Source organism: Nocardiopsis xinjiangensis YIM 90004 (genome assembly GCF_000341145.1).
GTDB lineage: Bacteria > Actinomycetota > Actinomycetes > Streptosporangiales > Streptosporangiaceae > Nocardiopsis > Nocardiopsis xinjiangensis.
The window spans coordinates 181,952-199,717 of the sequence record NZ_ANBE01000014.1; the positions used below are offsets into that span (position 1 = coordinate 181,952).

Annotated in this window: 12 protein-coding genes and 2 pseudogenes; 5 read left to right on the forward strand and 9 right to left on the reverse strand. The window is 67.5% G+C overall.

Annotated features, from left to right (window positions below):
• Positions 1 to 9 precede the first annotated feature (9 nt).
• Together D473_RS0109415 and D473_RS0109420 are read right to left on the reverse strand one after the other, a co-directional pair.
• Entirely contained in the window at positions 10 to 792 is a 783-nt protein-coding gene (locus D473_RS0109415; protein ID WP_017608826.1) for a Rossmann-fold NAD(P)-binding domain-containing protein, read from the reverse strand.
• Between the two features lie 908 nt (positions 793 to 1,700).
• On the reverse strand, positions 1,701 to 3,941 hold the full coding sequence (locus tag D473_RS0109420) for an NB-ARC domain-containing protein (protein ID WP_026126785.1): 2,241 nt from the start codon (positions 3,939 to 3,941) through the stop codon (positions 1,701 to 1,703).
• A gap of 319 nt (positions 3,942 to 4,260) precedes the next feature.
• Here D473_RS0109420 and D473_RS24510 point away from each other — a divergent pair, with 319 nt between their 5' ends.
• Together D473_RS24510 and D473_RS0109430 are read left to right on the forward strand one after the other, a co-directional pair.
• Positions 4,261 to 4,797: a helix-turn-helix transcriptional regulator gene (locus D473_RS24510; protein ID WP_017608829.1), complete on the forward strand. Its 537-nt coding sequence runs from the start codon at positions 4,261 to 4,263 to the stop codon at positions 4,795 to 4,797.
• Positions 4,797 to 6,017, forward strand: a complete 1,221-nt coding sequence (locus D473_RS0109430) for a M20 metallopeptidase family protein (RefSeq protein ID WP_338044140.1) — start codon at positions 4,797 to 4,799, stop codon at positions 6,015 to 6,017. Before D473_RS24510 ends, D473_RS0109430 begins: the two co-directional genes overlap by 1 nt.
• 667 nt (positions 6,018 to 6,684) lie before the next feature.
• On the opposite strand, the pseudogene D473_RS28070 reads toward D473_RS0109430, so the two are convergent.
• The 6 genes and pseudogenes from D473_RS28070 to D473_RS0109460 form a co-directional block, all read right to left on the reverse strand.
• Positions 6,685 to 7,308: pseudogene (locus tag D473_RS28070) on the reverse strand (AAA family ATPase); the annotation flags it as partial.
• 230 nt (positions 7,309 to 7,538) lie between these two features.
• On the reverse strand, positions 7,539 to 10,454 hold the full coding sequence (locus D473_RS0109440; RefSeq protein ID WP_017608834.1) for a type I polyketide synthase: 2,916 nt from the start codon (positions 10,452 to 10,454) through the stop codon (positions 7,539 to 7,541).
• Positions 10,451 to 11,113, reverse strand: coding sequence for a class I SAM-dependent methyltransferase (locus D473_RS0109445; RefSeq protein ID WP_017608835.1), 663 nt, complete (start codon positions 11,111 to 11,113; stop codon positions 10,451 to 10,453). The genes D473_RS0109440 and D473_RS0109445 overlap by 4 nt, the downstream gene beginning before the upstream one ends.
• A gap of 46 nt (positions 11,114 to 11,159) precedes the next feature.
• Positions 11,160 to 12,482 (reverse strand): styrene monooxygenase/indole monooxygenase family protein, encoded by a 1,323-nt coding sequence (locus D473_RS0109450; RefSeq protein ID WP_017608836.1) that lies wholly within the window; start codon positions 12,480 to 12,482, stop codon positions 11,160 to 11,162.
• Positions 12,483 to 12,821: 339 nt separating this feature from the next.
• Entirely contained in the window at positions 12,822 to 13,670 is an 849-nt protein-coding gene (locus D473_RS0109455) for a hypothetical protein (RefSeq protein ID WP_017608837.1), read from the reverse strand.
• Positions 13,667 to 14,125: a roadblock/LC7 domain-containing protein gene (locus D473_RS0109460; RefSeq protein WP_017608838.1), complete on the reverse strand. Its 459-nt coding sequence runs from the start codon at positions 14,123 to 14,125 to the stop codon at positions 13,667 to 13,669. The genes D473_RS0109455 and D473_RS0109460 overlap by 4 nt, the downstream gene beginning before the upstream one ends.
• 279 nt (positions 14,126 to 14,404) lie before the next feature.
• Here D473_RS0109460 and D473_RS28675 point away from each other — a divergent pair.
• Together D473_RS28675 and D473_RS24525 are read left to right on the forward strand one after the other, a co-directional pair.
• Positions 14,405 to 14,608: pseudogene (locus tag D473_RS28675) on the forward strand (helix-turn-helix domain-containing protein); the annotation flags it as partial.
• Positions 14,609 to 14,854: 246 nt separating this feature from the next.
• Positions 14,855 to 15,850 (forward strand): hypothetical protein, encoded by a 996-nt coding sequence (locus D473_RS24525; RefSeq protein WP_017608839.1) that lies wholly within the window; start codon positions 14,855 to 14,857, stop codon positions 15,848 to 15,850.
• 378 nt (positions 15,851 to 16,228) lie between these two features.
• On the opposite strand, the gene D473_RS24530 is transcribed toward D473_RS24525, so the two are convergent.
• Positions 16,229 to 16,807: an IS3 family transposase gene (locus D473_RS24530; RefSeq protein WP_161626415.1), complete on the reverse strand. Its 579-nt coding sequence runs from the start codon at positions 16,805 to 16,807 to the stop codon at positions 16,229 to 16,231.
• 509 nt (positions 16,808 to 17,316) lie between these two features.
• On the opposite strand from D473_RS24530, the gene D473_RS0109475 reads away from it, so the two are divergent.
• Complete coding sequence (locus D473_RS0109475) at positions 17,317 to 17,739, forward strand: hypothetical protein (protein ID WP_017608841.1); 423 nt, start codon at positions 17,317 to 17,319, stop codon at positions 17,737 to 17,739.
• Positions 17,740 to 17,766: the final 27 nt, after the last annotated feature.

A 17,766-nucleotide genomic window follows, 5' to 3' on the forward strand; every position in this document is an offset into this window, starting at 1 on the left:
GAGAAAGCTTCACTTTCCTGAGTCCTGGCGAGATGGGGTGAGACTGGACCGTGCGGATCGCAGCAGGTACTGGGACAGGGCCGTCGGTGGATGGCCCAGAGCCTCTGCCAACAGGGGAGAGGGAGCTCGGCAGGCGGCCGAAGTCGCCCACGACATGTACTCGGTGCGCCTCGCAGCGAAAACCGGGTCGAACCCGGCCTTCTCCATGCTGGAGGAGAGCACGTCCGGTTCCAGTTGCACGTAGTGGAGAGTGCGGCCCTGCAGGTCGTGCAGCAGGTCGCAGACCTGGGCCATGGGAACCGTGGCCGGGCCCGTCACGTCGTAGGCCGCATGCCACCGGTCCTGGGTCCGTACCAGCTTGCCGATCAGGGCGACCACGTCAGCAGCGGCGAGCCACGGAGCGCCTTCCGGTTGCCATGCCGTCAGCAGTTGCCCCTCGGCGGCGTAGCGGGTGTTCCAGGCCAGTTCCTCGCCGAACGCGGCGCATCTGAGCACACACCATTGTTCGGCCTCGGCCACTACGGCGGACTCCCGAGCCGCCACTTCCGCCGGGAACGATCCCGGGCGGGCCCGATCGGCCCCCAACAGTGACAGGACGATCACCGGCCTCTCAGCTCGGATCGCCGACAGATCCGCGTCTTCGTAGGAACACACGTCCTGGACGATGAGGTCGGCTTCCGCCGGCGACGAGGCGGGTTCGAGCTGATCCGACGAGGAGGCGGCGTTGAGCATCGCTTCGCGGATCGAGTCCCGCGTACCCGTGAAGAAAACTCTCGTCTTCGATCCGGTCACCTGGGTCCTCTCCTTTCTGTCGTTCGTCGCATTGACGACACCGGATCGACTCTCTCAAGCCGGAAACATCGAAGGCAAGAAGATGGCTTTCACCCGGTGTCATCTTTTCGGGTGACACGGGGGTCGCCTGTTCGGGTGACTTACGTGGGGCTGTCTCTTCTCTTATGTTCGTGTTGGGTGGTCGTGCTTGTCGCGGGCGTCCGTGTTTTGGATAGATACAATCGGAGAGGGCGATGAACGAACTGTTGGCTGAGGTTCCTGTTGTTGAGGTGACCCCGTTCGGCGAGGAATCTGTGTATTTCGAGCCGGTGGCAGCGGCCTCCAGCAGCAGCGTCGTCTGCTGCTGTTGCTGCGCCTGATTATATTGTTTCTCCCAAAAGTTGAGAAGGAACTCGTGTCCGCCTGTTCGGGCGTCTCACGTGGGGCTGTCTCTTCTTTTGTGTCCGTGTTGGGTGGTCGTGCTTGTCGCGGGCGTCCGTGTTTTGGATAGATACAATCGGAGAGTGCGATGAACGAACTGTTGGCTGAGGTTCCTGTTGTTGAGGTGACCACGTTCGGCGAGGAATCTGTGTATTTCGAGCCGGTGGCAGCGGCCTCCAGCAGCAGCCTCATCTCCTGCTGCTGCTGCAGCTGATCCACAGATAGAACGGGTACTGCCCGACGGGTGGTGCCCGCGCGGAACACGCACCGGTCGGCGCGGGCACCCTCGATTTCCTGGGGCCCCGGTCAGTGGCCGTGAGCGTTCCAACGGCCGCTCGACCGGGGCACCGGTCGGCCGACTGTGCCGGATCCATGCGTGGAGTCCCCGCTCCTCGCCGGTCCGGAGCGAGGCCGACGCCGATCATTGATGTCGTACAGGACTGCTGAACGGAGGCGCGCCCGATCCCGCTGTCGGCCGCCCGTCCCGTTCAGCCGTGTTCGGGCAACAGAGCCAGTTCGGCCACGGCTTGGTCGCGGTATTTGCTGAACAACGGCCCCGCCGAGTATTCGGCGACCTTTTCCAAGCACTCCCTGGCACGTTCGTGGTCACCAGCCATGCGCCATGCTCTGCCTTCGGGCAGTGCGATCTCTTCCTCGGCGCTGTACATGCCGCCTTCGGACACGAGAGAACGCGCCTGCTGATAGGTCTCAGCGGCTGCGCGCCACTCTTTCAACCCGGTCAGACAATCACCGATGCATCGCAGTGTGAACCCCCGGTACAGCAGCTGGACCGCTGTACTCGTCTCTCCTGCGCGCCGAATCAGCTGTGCGTACAGACGCCGGTGGACACCCAGGGCCTCTTCGAAACGACCGAGGGAATGCAGGACCCGGCCATATGAGTTGTATGCGGATACACGTATCTCGAAGAACCCGAAATCGTCCGAGAGGGCGGCGGCCTGCTCCGCGTGTTCCAGCGCCTCTCCGGGGTCGCCCAGGCGCAAAAGCTCCATGGCCAGGTAACTGTTGGCCCATGCCTGCTCACGGCGATCACCCGTCTCGGTCGCGATTGCCAAAGCTGCGGTGTTCGTTTCGAACCCGGCGCGGGGCTGGTTCATGCAGACGTACTGTGCCCAGCCGAGGAAATTGAGGAGCACGGCCTCCTCCTGCGGGTCCCCGAGCTCTTGCGCGGCTTCCACGCCCAAACGGAACACCTGGTCCCAGGGCATCGCGTAGATGCGGCTGTCGGAGTACCAGTGCATCGCTCTGCCGACATCGAGTACTTCGCGATGCCAGCCCAGCCGAGCCGCGCGCCGTTGGGCGGGCAGCCAATTCGCGGCTTCCAGGTCGAGCCAGGCAACGGCCTCCTCACGTGAGGAGAACGCGCCTGTGGGTTGCGCATCGGGCGCACACAACCGAGCGGCTTCGCACGCTGTGTCCAGTATGTGCCTGAGCAGCCTTGTGCGTGAGAGCTCCTGCTCGCCCGAGGGTTCCTCCGACCGGAGGCAATCATCTGCGAACACTCTGATCAGGTCGTGGAACTGGAACCGGCCGGGGACGGTGGCGTGCTGCAGAAGGCCGGCGTCGGTGAGCTCCTCCAGGAAGATGTCGACCTCGGCCCGGTCCACCCCGGTGCACACGGCTGCCATCTCGGTTCCGAAGTCCACCCCGGGTACGGCGGCCAGCCGCCGGAACACGGACCGGGTCTCCCGGTCGAGGCGCCGGTACGAGAGCTCGAAAGCCGACCGGACGCGGAGGTCGCCCGCCGAGAGCCTCCGCAGCCTGGTTCGCTCGTCCTCCAGCTTCTCCCTGAGGTATCGCAGGGACCAGTGGGGCCGCGTCGCCAAGCGGTTCCCGAGGATCCGGATCGCCAACGGCAGATGTGCGCACAGCGTGGTCAACTCTGCTGCGGACTGCGGTTCGGCATCGACCCTGTCGGCGCCGACGATGTCGGCCAGCAAGAACACGGCGTTCTCACTCTTCAACGGGGCGAGCCGGAGCCACCTGACACGGTCCAGGCCCACGAGCATGCGCCGGCTCGTCACCAGGGTCAGACAACCCCTCCCGGTGACGAGCAACGGCCGCACCTGTGATTCGTCGGCCGCGTTGTCCAGGAGCAAGAGCATCCTGCGTTCGTGCACGAGCGCCCGGAACAGGTTCGAACACTCGGATTCGTTTTTCGGGGTACGCGAGCTGGGGACGCCGAGCCGATGCAACAGCCTCTGCAATGTGGCCCGGGGGGTGAGGGGCTCCTCGTCCATCCCCCGCAGGTCCACGGCCATGCACCCGTCCGGGAACTCAGCGGCCAGGTCGTGAGCCGCAGCCACCGCGAGCGCGGTCTTGCCCACACCGGGAGGGCCGACCACGGCCACGGTCGCCCCGGTCCCGGCCTCTGCGCGCAGGGTCGCCAGCTCCTCTTCGCGGCCCACCAGGTTCGGTCTCGGGGAGGGCAGCGCACAGGTGCTCTCCGTGTCCGGGTCCGTTCCGGTACGGCGCCTGCGCATATGGGCGATGAGCAGGAACTCCTCGCGTTCACCGCCTTCCAGACCCAGCCCTTTCGCAAGTACTTCCGCTGATCGTTGTTGAGCCGACCGGGCACGTCCGCGTTCCAGATCGCGCAGTGCACGGACACTCATGCCCGAAGCCCTGGCCAGTTGTGCCTGGGACATCCCCGATGACATGCGATGTTTCAACAGCAGTTCTCCGAAGTCCGACGTCCGTTCTCCACCCATGTCACTCCCGTCGACGACTGGACCGGCAGTTTCCGTGATGGCCGAAGCTGCCCCAGGACAGCTCTACCCAGAGAACCGGCGCGGACGCTTGAATGGGGCCGTGCCGTTCGCAGACGAATGCCGTGCGAGTTGAAACTCTTGTGGATCATCCGCCCACTGTTCTTCCGAATGATGTACGGGCATTCGGCTCGAGGAGAAGAATTCGATAATGACGTTAATTCAAGGGAAGGCCGGCGCTCGCGCATGTCGGGTCGTGATGGCAGATGATGGGTCGGTCGGGTGCCATGGATTACTGAACGCACTTTCTGTCAGTGGGAGCATGGACGCCACCCGCGTCGAATACGACGCGGGGGCCGTCCTCGGTTCCGTCGGAGACCTGGCTCCGGACGCGGTCATCCTGCCACTGCGGGATGACGGGGTCGTGAGCCTGATCCAACGGATCCGTGAAGTGTCGCGGGGATCGGTGCGCGTGCTCATCGCCGGTGAGCTGGGGCCCTTGATGGAGCGTTCGGTCTCATCGGGGGCCGTTGGCCGTATCACCTGGAATTACACCGTGAGCGACGTTTCGCTGGCGGTGGTGGGAGCTTTGGGGCGTGCGAACGATAATGAGAGCGGACAGAGCCCTTGCCTTGCCCGCGCGCCCCAGCTCAGTGTTCGCGAGCGCGAAGTTCTGGTACTGGCCGCGAAGGGCCTCACCAACGCCAGTATCGCCCGCGCGATTTCGCTCAGTGAATCCACGATCAAGACCTACTGGCGTCGCATATTCAAGAAACTCGATGTGCATGACAGGACCAATGCCGTCGCATCGGCCATCGCCCGGGGCGCGATTGTTTCGCCCCTTTCGGGGGTTCATTGATGTCGATGCCTGAAAAGAAGGAAGCAGGCGCTGGGGTGGGTGTTATTTCGAGCTCGGAATCATTTCAACAGGAGCTTGTTCGTCTCCGTCGTTCACTACACCGAACGCCGGAGACCGGTCTGAATCTTCCACGGACCCAGGAAAAAATCCTGGAAGAGCTCGAAGGCCTGGATCTGGAGATCACGACCGGCGAGGGACTCACCTCGGTCACCGCGGTCCAACGCGGCCGGGAGCCGGGCCCGACCGTGTTGCTGCGCGCGGACATGGACGGGCTGCCGCTCGGTGAGGAGGGGCAGCACCCCTTTGTCTCACGGCATGCTGGGGCGATGCACGCCTGCGGGCACGACATGCACATGGCCATGCTCGTCGGTGCAGCGCGGCTTCTCCACGGGGCCGACTTCCCCGGATCGATCGTGTACATGTTCCAGCCGGGAGAGGAGGGGCACGGCGGCGCTGAACTGATGGTTCAGGAGGGTGTCCTCACCGCCGCGGGACAACGGCCGGTGGCCGCCTACGCTCTGCACGTGGTGGCGTCGATGCTGCCCGGCGGTATCTTCGTGTCGCGCCCCGGAGTCGTTCTCGGCGGCTCGGACACGATTCGTCTGACGGTCCGCGGGACCGGCGGGCACAGCGCGATGCCGCACAGGACCCGCTCTCCGCTGCCGGCCGCCTGTGCTGTGGTCTCCTCCGTGCAGAACGCTCTCAGCTCCTCCATCGACCCGTTCGATCCCGTGGTCGCCGGCACCACCGGCCTCCATGCCGGCGAGGCCGACAACGCCATCCCCGACCGGGCCGAGATCACCCTGTCGCTCCGCTCCTTCTCGGCCGAAGCCCGCCGCAAGGCCAAGGAGGAGATCGTCCGGCTCGCCGAGGGGATCGCTTCGGCCCATGACGTCGGGGTCGACATCCGGACCTGTGAGGGATATCCGGTCACCAGGAACGACCCGAAGGAGACGGCGTTCGCCGCGGCCACGGTCCAACAGGTCTTCGGCCCGGACCGTTACGTGCAGGTCGCACGGCCGCTGCCCGCCTCCGAAGACTTCTCCTACGTCCTGGACGAAGTGCCCGGTGCCTACGTGTCCCTGGGAGCCTGTCCGCCGGGGGTCCCTCCTGAGGAGGCGGCCCCCAACCACTCGCCGCGTGCGGCGTTCGACGAGGGCGTGCTGGGCGACGGCGCCCGCTATTACGCGGAGTTGGCACTCCGGCGACTACGTGCGTGAGCCGATCGGCCGCGGCGGTGCCGAACAGGTTCTGGCTCCTGAACCTGAGCTGTGAGGGCTGCCTGGGCACGGGTTCGCCCGGACGCCCGCCCACGGGTCCGGTTGCTCCGTGGACCGGGCCCGTTCAGGGCCCTCGCCGAAAGCTCGCGGCCCCGAGCGTGGTGAGCAGGCCGACGGACGGGCGCCTCCGGCCGGGCCCGCGTCAGTGCTCACTGCCGCACTGCCTGGGCTTCTGCCCGAGCCCGGTCCAGATCGAGTCGGCGGCCCTGTTCGGTCGCCACCGCCGTATGACGTTTGACCAGGTGGGGGCGGTGGCGGATGTGTGCCCGCTCTTGGTTCCGGGCCCCGACGAACTGCTCCGTGGGGGCCTCGCTCCACCTGTGTGAGGTCACGGGTGCCCGTCCGGTCGCGTGTGACGGTTTTCCCGGGGAGGCCGACAAATCCAGTAGAGGGCAACCTGTCGGTGTCGGTCAGTGGATGGGCCGGACCTGCCGGAGAAGCAACTACACATCCTCACAGCCGGCGGGGCGGGTGACCGCCCCCTCATGCGTGGTCGGGTTCCGGCGGACTTCCATCGCCATGCGGGCGGCGCGTTCACCCAGTTCATCGGGGTGCTTCCTCGGTCGGCATGCTCCTCCTCCTTCCCAGGGGTGAGAGCCTCCACCACACCCGGAACGAAACAGATCCAGGCCAGCTCCCGCGCCCGGCGCCGGTCGAGTGCGAGCAGACTGCGCGCGCCCGGAGCGAACGCCGTCGGTCCGTGTTGGGTGGCCGCACGCAGCCGTCGCCAGCGCCGCGAATGCGCCTGGTGGCTGCGCTCGGTCACCCGCCGCCCTCGGGCGTGCTGCCCGTTCCGGGCCTCCTGCGGGGTGGCGTCGATCATCAACACGTGCATCTCGTACCGGCGGAGTCGGCAGAGCAGGGCGAGCAGCACGCGGACCGGGCTCCGGGTCCCGCACTCGTGCGCCACCACCGGGCCGCCGCGCAGCGCCGCGGCCATCCGGGCCAGGTGTAGTACGTGCACCACCCAGCGCCACAGTGGGTAGGGGACCCGACCGAGCAATGGTCCCAACCGGTACCGCGACTGCAGCGAGTCGATCACCCGCACACCGTCCACGGTGAGCACGGGTCGCTCCTCGTTTCCGCGGAGCCCGAACAGCCGCCGCAACAGGGTGCTCTTCCCGGCCCCGGGGACCCCGGCCACCAGGACCAGGGACCGCCGGGGGTAGACCATGCCGTGCACTGTTGCGTCGTTCACCGTGGGCACGTACTGCGCCGGCCCTTGGAACATCTTCGGTAGCTCCTCAAAGCCGACCTTCGCGCCGGGGTGCGGCTCTGCAGCGGCCGCGTCACCAATGTCATGACGCTACCGGGCATCGACCATTCCGAAAAATGCCGAAGCAACCTCGACCGGACGTGCCGTGGTCCCGAGTGCCGGGGGAGAACCGGACACCTGCGTGGGCAGCCCCGAAAGTGGGTGTGAGGACCGGGGCCAGGCACGGACTGGCCCCGAACCGAGTGTCAGCCGCCCCCGACCTTGGCCTGCGGGGCCGTGCCTCCCGCACGGGTCAGGGTCTGGCCCAGGGTGTGGCTGATGCCGTTGATGGTGGGGTTCTGTTCCACCGCGGTGGCTGCCTCGGGTGGCAGATGGGACATGATCTCGGCGCGCAGGAGGAGGCGGTGCATGCTGTTGAGGCCGAGTTCTTCGAGTACCGTGTCGCGGTCTGCTTCGCGCACGGACACAGGAGCCAGTTCCTCCACGCACTGATGGACCCACGCAGCCAGCGCTGTGCGTGCTTCGTCCGACTCCAGGCCGGCCAGTGCTTGAAGCCAGTCGGTGGGTGCGTGGGTTCGCCAGGTGCGCGGTCGGAGTCCCAACGGCGGGTGGGAGCCATCGCTCTGACGGAGGTCATGTCCGTGGGTGTGGGCCCATGCGGCCAAACGCGCCGGGCCCCGGCTCTCGGTATCGGTCCCGTCGACGAGGGTCGCCACCTGCACATCCAGGTGGTGGCGGGCGGTGATACGCATGGTGGGCACGGCCAGCACCGGGTGCGGAGAGAGTTCTGCCGCCAACACCGGCCCCTGGCGGGCCACACACGCCAGGGCCGCCTCGTAGTCGACGGGGGAGCGCAGCTGCCGTACCCAGTAGTCGGCGCCCAGGTCCTGCACGCTGGTGGCGGAGACGGTCGAGACCATCTCTACCCGCGGCGGCCGGGCGTCCATCCGGCCCAGTCGGTCGGCGAGCTCGTCCAGTACCGGTTCGACGGCGCGGCTGTGGGCCGGGGGCGCCGCGGGCAGTTCCCGGGCGGTGTACCCGTCCTGTTCGGCCTGGCCACGGACGGCCTCAAGCCGCTCCCGGGGGCCAGAGAGCACCTGCAGTGAGGGGGCGTTGATCGCGGCTACCTCCACACCGTGGGCCGCGGCCAGGGTCCGAGCAGTAGCGTTGTCGGTTTCGAGTGAGATCATGCCCCCGGTGGGGGACACACGCTCCAGTAGTTCGGAACGGGCCACCACCAGTCGGGCCGCCTGGTCCAGGTCCAGGGCTCCGGCCACCTGGGCGGCGGCCACCTCGCCCAAGGAGTGTCCCACCACCACCTCGGGGGTCAGCTTCCACCGTTCGACCAGGGTGGCGGCCAGTGCGGTCTGCATGGCCCAGGTGGCTTGTTGGGTCTGGGCCAGGCCTCGAGCCGGCCCCCGGGCCGGGTGCCAGGGGGCCGGGGTGTATCGGATCAAGGCCTGATGGGCCTGGTCCATGTGGCGGGCGAAGACTCCGTCCGCGCGGTAGAGCTGTGCGCCCATGTGTGGGTGGGCGGCGCCGTGCCCGCCGAAGACCCACGCCAGGCGTCCTGTTCTCGCCCGGGCGGGGCCGAGCAGAGCCTCATGGGGGTGCCCCTGTGCCAGCGCCTCCAACCCTGCGACCCCGTCGGAGCCGGGTGCGTGGACGAGAGCGGCCCGCCAGGGGCCCCGTCGGTCGGTGCGCCGGGCCAGGTGGGCGCCCACACGCGCCGCGCTGGGCGGGTCGGGGCAGGTGAGTTGTTCGTGCAGCCGGTCGGCCTGCTCGGCCAGGGCCGCCTTGGAGGCTGCGGACAGCGCCCACACGTGGTCCGGCTGCTGGCCGGCGTCCTCGTGGCCCGGTCGAGTGGGCGGGGCCTGTTCCAACACTGCATGTGCGATCGCGCCGGAAAAACCCAGGCTCGTGACCCCGGCGCGGTGGGCAGAGCCTGCGTGTGGCCAGCCCACCTGCTGGGTCGGCACGCGCAGATGGTGGCGCCCCAAGGCCGGGGACGGGGTGCGGTGACCGGCGGTGGGCGGGATGCGCCCGTGGTGCAGGCTCAAAGCTGCTGCCACCACTCCGAGCAGCCCGGCCGCTCCTTCGGAATGGCCGAAGGAGCCCTTGACCGAACCCACCCACAATGGGGTGTGCTCGCCGCGGCCGAAGACCCGCCCCAGGGCACGTGCCTCAGCGTGGTCGCCGGCCCGGGTGGCGGTGCCGTGAGCGATGAGGTAACCGATCTCGTCCGGGTCGACGCCGGCTTCGGAGTAGGTACGTGCCAACAGTTCCGCCTGTGCTGAGGCGGAAGGGGCGCCGGTAGCTGCCGAGTGCCCGTCGGCGCCGGTGCGCGTGTGGGTCAGCAGTGCGTAGAGACGATCACGGTCCTGGTCGGCTTCGTGGCGGTTGCGTAGGACGACGGCTACGACGCCCTCACCGCGCACGAAACCCTCGGCTGCCGCGTCGAACGGGTGGCTGGCAGGTTCCGGGGCCAGGACGGGCCCGTCGGCGAAAGCCCGACCCACGGCGGGGGTGCGGGCTGTGTTGACCCCGATCACCAGGGCCGTGTCCACCCGGCCGTCGGCGACGTCACGCCGGGCCGCATCCAGGGCGTACAACGACGAGGAACAGGAGGTGTCCATGGTCAGGAGCGGTCCCCGGGTATCCAGCCACCGGGAGAGCGGGGTGGCCAGCATTCCGGCCCCGCCGGCGGACAGGTCCGCCAGCCCGGGGCGGGCGCTCTCGTTGAACGCTTCGACGGCTTCATCGGGGCTGGCGCTGCCTACGTAGAGGCCGGTGTCGGGCCCGGCCAGTGTGGCCGGATCCAGGCCGGCGTCTTCCAGGGCCTCGGCGGCCACCTCCAGGATCAGGCGTTGGGTCGGCGAGAGATGCTGGGCTTCGGCCGCCGACAGGCGGAAAGCTGCGTTCTCGACATGTTCGGGGGGATGCAGAGGCGCCACCGGCCAAGGGCTTCGGGGGCGGTCGTCGGGGTGCAGGCGCCGGGCCATGTGCTCCCACCTGTGCTGGGGGTAGCGACCCAAGGTGCTGGCCCCCTCCAACAAGGTGTTCCAGAGTTGGCGGGGACCGCGCACCGGTTCGCCGGCGGGGCCGGGCAGGCGCGCGCCGATCCCGGTCAGGGCTGCCTCTCTGGGCTCGGGTCTGCTCATCTCCCGATCACCTGCCACAGGGCCACAGACCCGACGATGCTCATCTGCACCTGGTCGAAGCGCTTCTCCAGGGCCGTTTCCAGATCGGCCAGGGAGTCGTCATGACAGGAGAAGACCTCCTGGCGGTTGAGGAGGCTCAGACCTGCCCGGCTGCGCCGGGTATGCGGGACTCCTCGGGACAGGACGGTGGCACCGGCGAAGCGGCCCCCGGGCCGCAGGACGCCGGCCACACCATCGAAGACCGCTTCTTTGTCGGTGACGGACTGCCCCGGCAGGCAGTGCACGACCATGGACAGCATGACCGCGTCGACGCTGTCGTGCTCCATGGGGAAGGGTTCCAGGGCGTTGGCCGGGTGTTGGGTGGGGGTGTAGCGCGCCAGGCGCTCGGCCGCGGCGGTCATGGAGCCGGGGAAGGCGTCCATCAGGTGCACGGTCAGGTCCTGGCGGTCGGTGCGGTCCAGGTGTCCGCCGTTGCCGGGGCCGATCTCCAGGACCGTGTCGCCGTCGCGGACGGTGCTGTAGTACAGCCCCAGCACATGGCGCACGTGGCAGCGCCACAGGAAACGGTAGGTGCCGTGCACCACCAGGGGGTCGTACAGGCGCTGGACCAGGCGGGGGGCCCACCAACGTGTGGCGGGTGCAGAGGTGTCGTAAGACACGGGGCTCCAATGATGACGGGGGCAGGGCAAATCAGGGGATGGGGTCTCAGGTGAGGGTGTTCAGGTAAGCGCGTGCGCTTTCGGGGTCATACAGCCAGGTGTAGCGGCGAGGGTCGTCGAGGTCGCCCAGGAACCGGTCGGCGACCTGTTGGTGGGTGGCGGCCGCGCCCAGGACCTCGGTCAGGTGGGCTGGTGCCTGTGGGTCCCAGATCTGGTCGAGGACCTGGCTCAGTCCCAGGCAGGCCTGGCCCATACCGGCGAAGGGGTACTCAGCGGTGGGCTCGCCCTGCCACAGGCCCTCGAAGGTTTCGTGCATCCAGGCGGGGGTGAACGGTCCCTGCGTGTGGTGGAGGATGCGTGCGAGGTAATGCTGGGAGCTGGCGACGGCCATGTTCCCGGCCTGGGCGGCCACGGGGTCGTCGGTGCTGACGACCGCCTCGGCCATGCCCAACACGTGTCCGCCTGAGGGCAGGGTCGCCACCGGGGCGCGTACGTGGGGGGTGTAGGCGTGCACGCCGGCATCTTGTTCTGAGGCAGGCAGGTAGGCCTCTTCGAGGCGCTGGTGCAGGTGTGGGGTGTGTTTGGCGGTCAGCTCGCTCATCCACCGCCAGATCTCTTCGGGGCGGGGGCGGTCGGGCCAGCCCTCCATCGGTCCGCCGGGGGCGCCCACGAGCTGGAGGACGTGCTGGGGGCCCACGTCGGTCAGCACCGGGGAGAGGATCGCCCGTAGTTCGGGGGTGGAGGCAACTTCGGCGTAGTCGCTGGCGACCGGTTCGGGCAAGTACCCCGGGGGTGCGTGCCGTGGAGGATCGACCGGGTGCACCTGTACGTGGGGGCTCGGTTGAACGCCCTCGATGATGGCTTGGGCCACCGCTCGGGGCGGGGGTGCTTGCCCGCTGGTGTGGCGGTCGAAGAGGGCGCCGAGTTCGCCGTAACCGATGGCCAGGACGACCAGGTCGAACATACGGGAGAAGTAGTCCAGGTCACCGACGGTGACCCCGTGGATGACGACCTTGGCGCCTCGGTCCTCCAGGTATTCGAGCCAGTCGGCGATTTTGACGCGGTGGTCGACCGAGACCCCGTAGGAGCTGAAGGCCGACTCCACTGTGCTGGTGGGCATGTCGGGCGGGTGCAGGTGCAGGCGGGCTCCGCTGATTCGGGGGGCCACGTGCTCCCATCGGGCCAGTTCGGCCCGCTGTTCGTGGGCCAGGGCCGTGGGCAGGCTGAACTGGGTGGTGGAGGGCTGGGAGGTGCGGATCTCCCCGCTGGTGCGGGCGTTGAGCATGGTCACGTCGTAGCCGTGGGTGAGTAGGCCGTGGGCCAGGTGGAGACCGGCCGGGCTGGCCCCCACGATCAGGATCTTCGTCATGAGAGGGTCAGGTGTACCCCGCCGTCGAGCGGGAGAAGATGTCCCTTCTCCTTTCAGGATTCGTTGTGCTTACATGAGACTCGGCCGGGTGAGCAGGGCCGGATGGGCCTGTGGGAACCGTTTGACCGAGAGCTGAGGTCTTTCCCCCCACCCCGCTCAGCGGGCCCCTTGCCGCAGGAACTGCCGCATCGTGGTCACCGCTCACGGACGTCCAGAGGCGACCGGGCGGGCCTTCGTGCTCGGAGCTGACCTCGGCCCTCCACGGGAGTTCCCTGGCAGGGGGCGGTCTCCGCTGAGGCGAAAGCCCGGTCGACCCTTGCCTCTCGGAGAGGGGAGGACTCAACACGGATCCGGAACCGGGGTGCGCGGAACCGGCGAGAACCGGCAGCTTCGGTGTACCACGTCGCGCACCGCCCCGTAGGCGCCTGAACCCGAGTCCACGTCACACAACGTCACCTGATCCGGTGCCAGGCCCAGGACGGTGGTCAGGGCCTGCAGATCAGGGCCCGGCCCCTGAGGGTGGTCGACCACGAGTTGGACCGGCAACCCGTGATCACGGGCTGTTTCCACCAGTTCCTTTTCCTGCTGCCAGGTCTGGGCCCTGGTCACGACGACGGCTGCGTAAGCATCGCGCACCGTCCCTGGCCACAGGGTGGGCCACTCGGCCGGGTCGGCCACGCTGAGCAGGCACAGTTCCACCATCGCCAACCGCATGCGGGCCATGGTCAGGCAGGTCTGCCGGCCGGGGCGGGCCGGGGCACTTTCCCACACCCGCACCGCAGCGGCGTTGGCGGCGATGAACCGGTTACGCATCCGCTCCCGGCTGCCCAGAACCAGGATCTTGGCCGAGGCCAGGGCGGGGTCGTAGTAGGTGGGACCGAGGTTGTCGCTCAGATGGGTCAGGACCGGGGCTGCCATCGGTCGGCTGACCCGGGCCTGGCCCCGGCGCACCAGTTCGGCCACGGCCACTGCGACCGCACCCCGGCTCATCCGGGCGTGCGCCGCCAACTCCAGCACACTGAGCGCGCCCCGGTCCGCGGCGGCCGCTACGTGCCACAGACGCGCGGCGTCGCCGGTGAAGGGACATACGGGTTCGGGTGCGGGGCCGACGGTGCGCACCAGCGTGTGGTCGCTCAGGGCGGGTACGGGCTCGTGGGCGGGCCGGTAGGGCTCAGGCTTGATGCTCACTCGGCCACCTCCGCGCTCACGGGGCTGGGCAGGGCCATCGCCCCGGTAGCGGGCAGGAGGTCCCGGATCTGCTCGGTAAAGCGCGCCGCCTGGTAAGCAATGTGCCTGGTCTCGGTCGAGGCGCCATTGCCCGAGGTGGCGTTGCCTACCGCGATCCAGGCCCGGTCGGAGGCGGCCAGCAACGTCAGCGTCCCGGACGTATAGCGCACCGAGAGCAGGTCCGCGCCCTCGCGCTGGGTCCAGTCGGCCGCCCGTTTGGCGTAGCTGATCATCGTGAAAGCAGTGCCGGCGACCTGCTCAGCACTGGGTACAGAGAGTGACCCGCCCAGTGAGATCAACCGGCCGTCAGAGGACAGCAGCACCGCTTCCACCCCGTACTCGGACGCGAAAGCGCGTACGCGCTCGTGGAGGAGGCCAGGCCCGCTGCCCGGCACAGCGGGGGTTTGCGAACTCATGGGCCCACTCTGGCAAAGCCCCCAACCGCAAGGCTATTCGCCACCACAAGAATTTTTACGCAGTGATGAATAGACTTATCCCACCCTATGGTGTATAAGGTGCCGACGAGTCACCCCGGACACTAGGCTGGCGGGCGTGTTCCCCCACCGACATTCGCCCACACAGCCGAACCTGCTCCGTGTCCAGAGCGGACGAGATCAGTGAGCCGGCATCCGTGCGGACACTGCGGCCTACCCCGCTCGGGTACCCGCGTGCGGTGCGCCTGCATCCCCCCGCGCGTGTGGGAGCGCCCGGAGGCGCGCGCCGCGCTCGCTCACCGGGACCTGGGTGCGCTTCTGCGCGTACTGCGCGAACAAACCACCCTGTCCCAGATCGCTCTGGCCCAAATGACCGGTGCCTCCCAAGCCACCATCAGCAAACTCCTGAACGGGCAGGTCACCTTCCGCCGGAGCGGACGCATCGCCTTGGCGCTGGAAGGCCTCGGCGCACCCACCGTCCCCGCCACAGGGCCGAATCCGCCTGGGCCCGCCCCGGTCGCGGACGCTTCCTTCCCACCAACGCTCCCGCAGTTTCTACGCCAGGCAGCCGCGCTCTGGGCAAGCGATCTGCAAGCACACACACCTCCCGGGCCCGACCTCTCACTGGACCACTTGAAAAGCATGTCACTGGCCTGGCTCGGGGCGCGGCCAGAGCCCCTCCCCTCTCGAAACCATGGATCGAATAACCAGGTGAGCGACACCGACATCGCCGCCATCGACCGCACGTGCGTACTGTTCGCCGAGTTGGACGACGAATTCGGGGGCGCACACGCACGCACCTCCGCGGTGCAATACCTGCACAGCGAGATCGGCCCCCTCCTGCAGAGCGACTACACGGCCAAGAGGGGGCAGCGCCTGTTCGGCGCGGTTGCGCGTTTCACCGCCCAAGCCGGAGCGATGGCCGAAGACGCCGCGCTCCACCACCTGGCGCGGCACTATTTCCTGCAGTCACTCACCTTCGCCCACCTGGGGTCGGACCGCCTGTTGGCAGCCCATGCCCTGATCCTGCTGAGCCACCACGCCAACCTGCTCGGGCAGTACGGTCACGCCTTGGAACTAGCGTGTATCGCCACAGTCGGTACCCGGGGTGAAGCCACCCCCGCCGTACGGACGAGGCTTGCAGCCGCACGGGCCAGGGCCCTGGCCTCACTCGGCGAGGAGGCTGCCTGCGCTCGAGCGCTCCACGAAATGGAAGAGGCTCTCCAACACACGGGGCACAGGGGAGATCCGGAATGGATGGCCTACTTCGATGCCTCGGAGGCAGACCTTCAGATCGCCCACTGCTGCCATGACTTGGGCCAGGGACGGCGAGCTGTCGAGCATGCCCGTCGATTCCTCGCGACGGCCCCGCGCTCTCGTCGACGCAACCGGACCATCGCGGGTCTTCTCCAAGCCGGTGCACAATTGCGCACCACCGAGGCCGACCCCCTGGCCGCCGGCGCCTTGGTCCGCACCACCATTCAACAGGCCGGGCACCTGTACTCGGCACGCGTACGCATTCGCCTCACTCGCTTGCGGGCTGACCTGCAACCTTATGCAGCCAACCGTTCGGTTGAAGAACTCGAGAATTTCCTCGCGGAAACACCTCTGGCGCGCGACATCCGGGGGCGGATCAACTCCCGACCGGACGAGCGCAGCCGCCCCGACCGGGTGGGGGGTATACCGAGAAGAGCAGCGGCTCGATGAGCGCATGGTCGGTGTACGGGCGCGGGACGCCGGCATGCGTGGGACGTGGAGTCTCCGAGCCTGGACGGGCCCGGACCGCGCGGAACGCTCACCACTTCCGAGCTCGGGAGCACGGTCGCGTTGGTCTGCGAGCGCTCCTCGGCCAGGAAAGCCCGGGTGAAGGAGGCTGTGAAGCCGTAGTGGTTCACCCGCCGAGTCGCGGGTCGGGCAGATGTGCGTGAGGACCTCGATGTCGACCTCGCGGCTGGCCGTGCGGAGCCACCGTCGACGGGGGCCGAGATGGTATTCGCCGGATTGAGGCCGTGGCGATCTACTTCGCCCAAGACACATATCAGTCTGAAGTTGCTTCAGTTCGGTGGACACTTGTGAGCTGGGGTTTTACCCAGCCTGAGGCAGCGCTGTGGACCCCTCGTCCATGGCTTTGGTGTGGCGACGTTCATACTCGGCAGGGCTGAGCCGGCCGTTGGCCGAATGCCTGCGCCAGGGGTTGTGGAACCCCTCGATACAGGAGAACACCTCCCGCTGGGCAGGCCCTCTGGCCGGGAAACGGGTGCGGTCGATCAGCTCGGTCTCCAAGGAGGCGAAGAAGCTCTCGGTGGCCGCGTTGTCGTAACACGATCCCGTCCGCCCGGTCGAGGGCGCGATACCCGCCTCCTCGCAGCGGCGGCCGAAAGCCAGGCTGGTGTACTGCGAACCCTTGTCGGAGTGATGGATCAGCCCGGGGCCGGGCCGGCGGACCGAGACCGCCATGGCCAGGGCGTCACAGACCAGCTCAGCACGCATGTGCTCGGCCATCGCCCAGCCCACGATGCGGCGGGAGAAGGCGTCCACCACCACCGCTAAATACAGCCATCCCTGATCGGTGGGCACGTAGGTGATGCCGGCCGTCCACTCGGTGGCCGGCGCTTTGGCCGTGAACTCAACCCAACGCAGATCGCCAGAGCGCCGGCCGACCACGAGGGGCGGCGACAGAGGAGCCGGGGCGGCAGATGGAGAATCGGCGATATTCTAGCCTGAGTCGGACTTTCTGCGCAGACCGAAATCGGAAATTCCCCTTCGCCCGGACGCGCGGTGGAACGTGCTGCTGATGCCCCGTCCCACGGCGGGTGGACTGCGAGGTCCCGGATCTTCGGGTACCACCGGAAACAGCGGCAACGGTTTCCTCTCCCTCCTCTTGCGTATCGAGCAGAATCGCGGACGGCCCGGGGTTTCGTTCCGTCGATAGTACCAATTACGGCCCTTGTCTGGATTCAGCAGACAAGATACACAAAGCCCCTGCTCCTAAAAAGTTCCAAATATCTGACTTGTCCGTAAATCGAGTTTGTTCCGGTTCTGTGCAAAGTACCGGCGGCCCGAAATCCTCAGCGACATCACCGTCGCCCTGGCCATTGGAACCGGGTAGGGGTCAGCATGGCTTAGGAGGATAGAAGGAATCCGGGAAGCAACGTACGTTCGAAAGGGAGTTCATGTCTTTCAAGAACATCTTCGAAAACGGCAAAGGTGAGGCCGAGTCTGCCGAAGAGTCAGCTCAACATGTGCACGAGAAAATTCCTGGTGCCCGGCCCGAATGGGAAGGGGTTGACCCGGAACTCTACGACGGAATCCCTGATGCTGAGCGCGACCCGAAGATCATACGCGAGACCTCACCCGAAGCGCTCTCGGTCATGAACACATTCATCGCCCCCATGTTCAAGAACACCCAGACGGCGGCCACCGAACAGCAGCAAGCCAGCGAAGACCCACAAACAACATCCGATATGGCCTCTTCGTCCATGGATGAGGCATACAAAAATGTGGAGGTGGAGATCGACGAGGAAGACCAGCCGGAGATCAGCGCCGAGGAGCGAGAAGAGTTGAAACAGTTCAATCAACAGGACCGAAAAGAATAGAGAGCCATCCTTCGGCTGCGCCAGGCT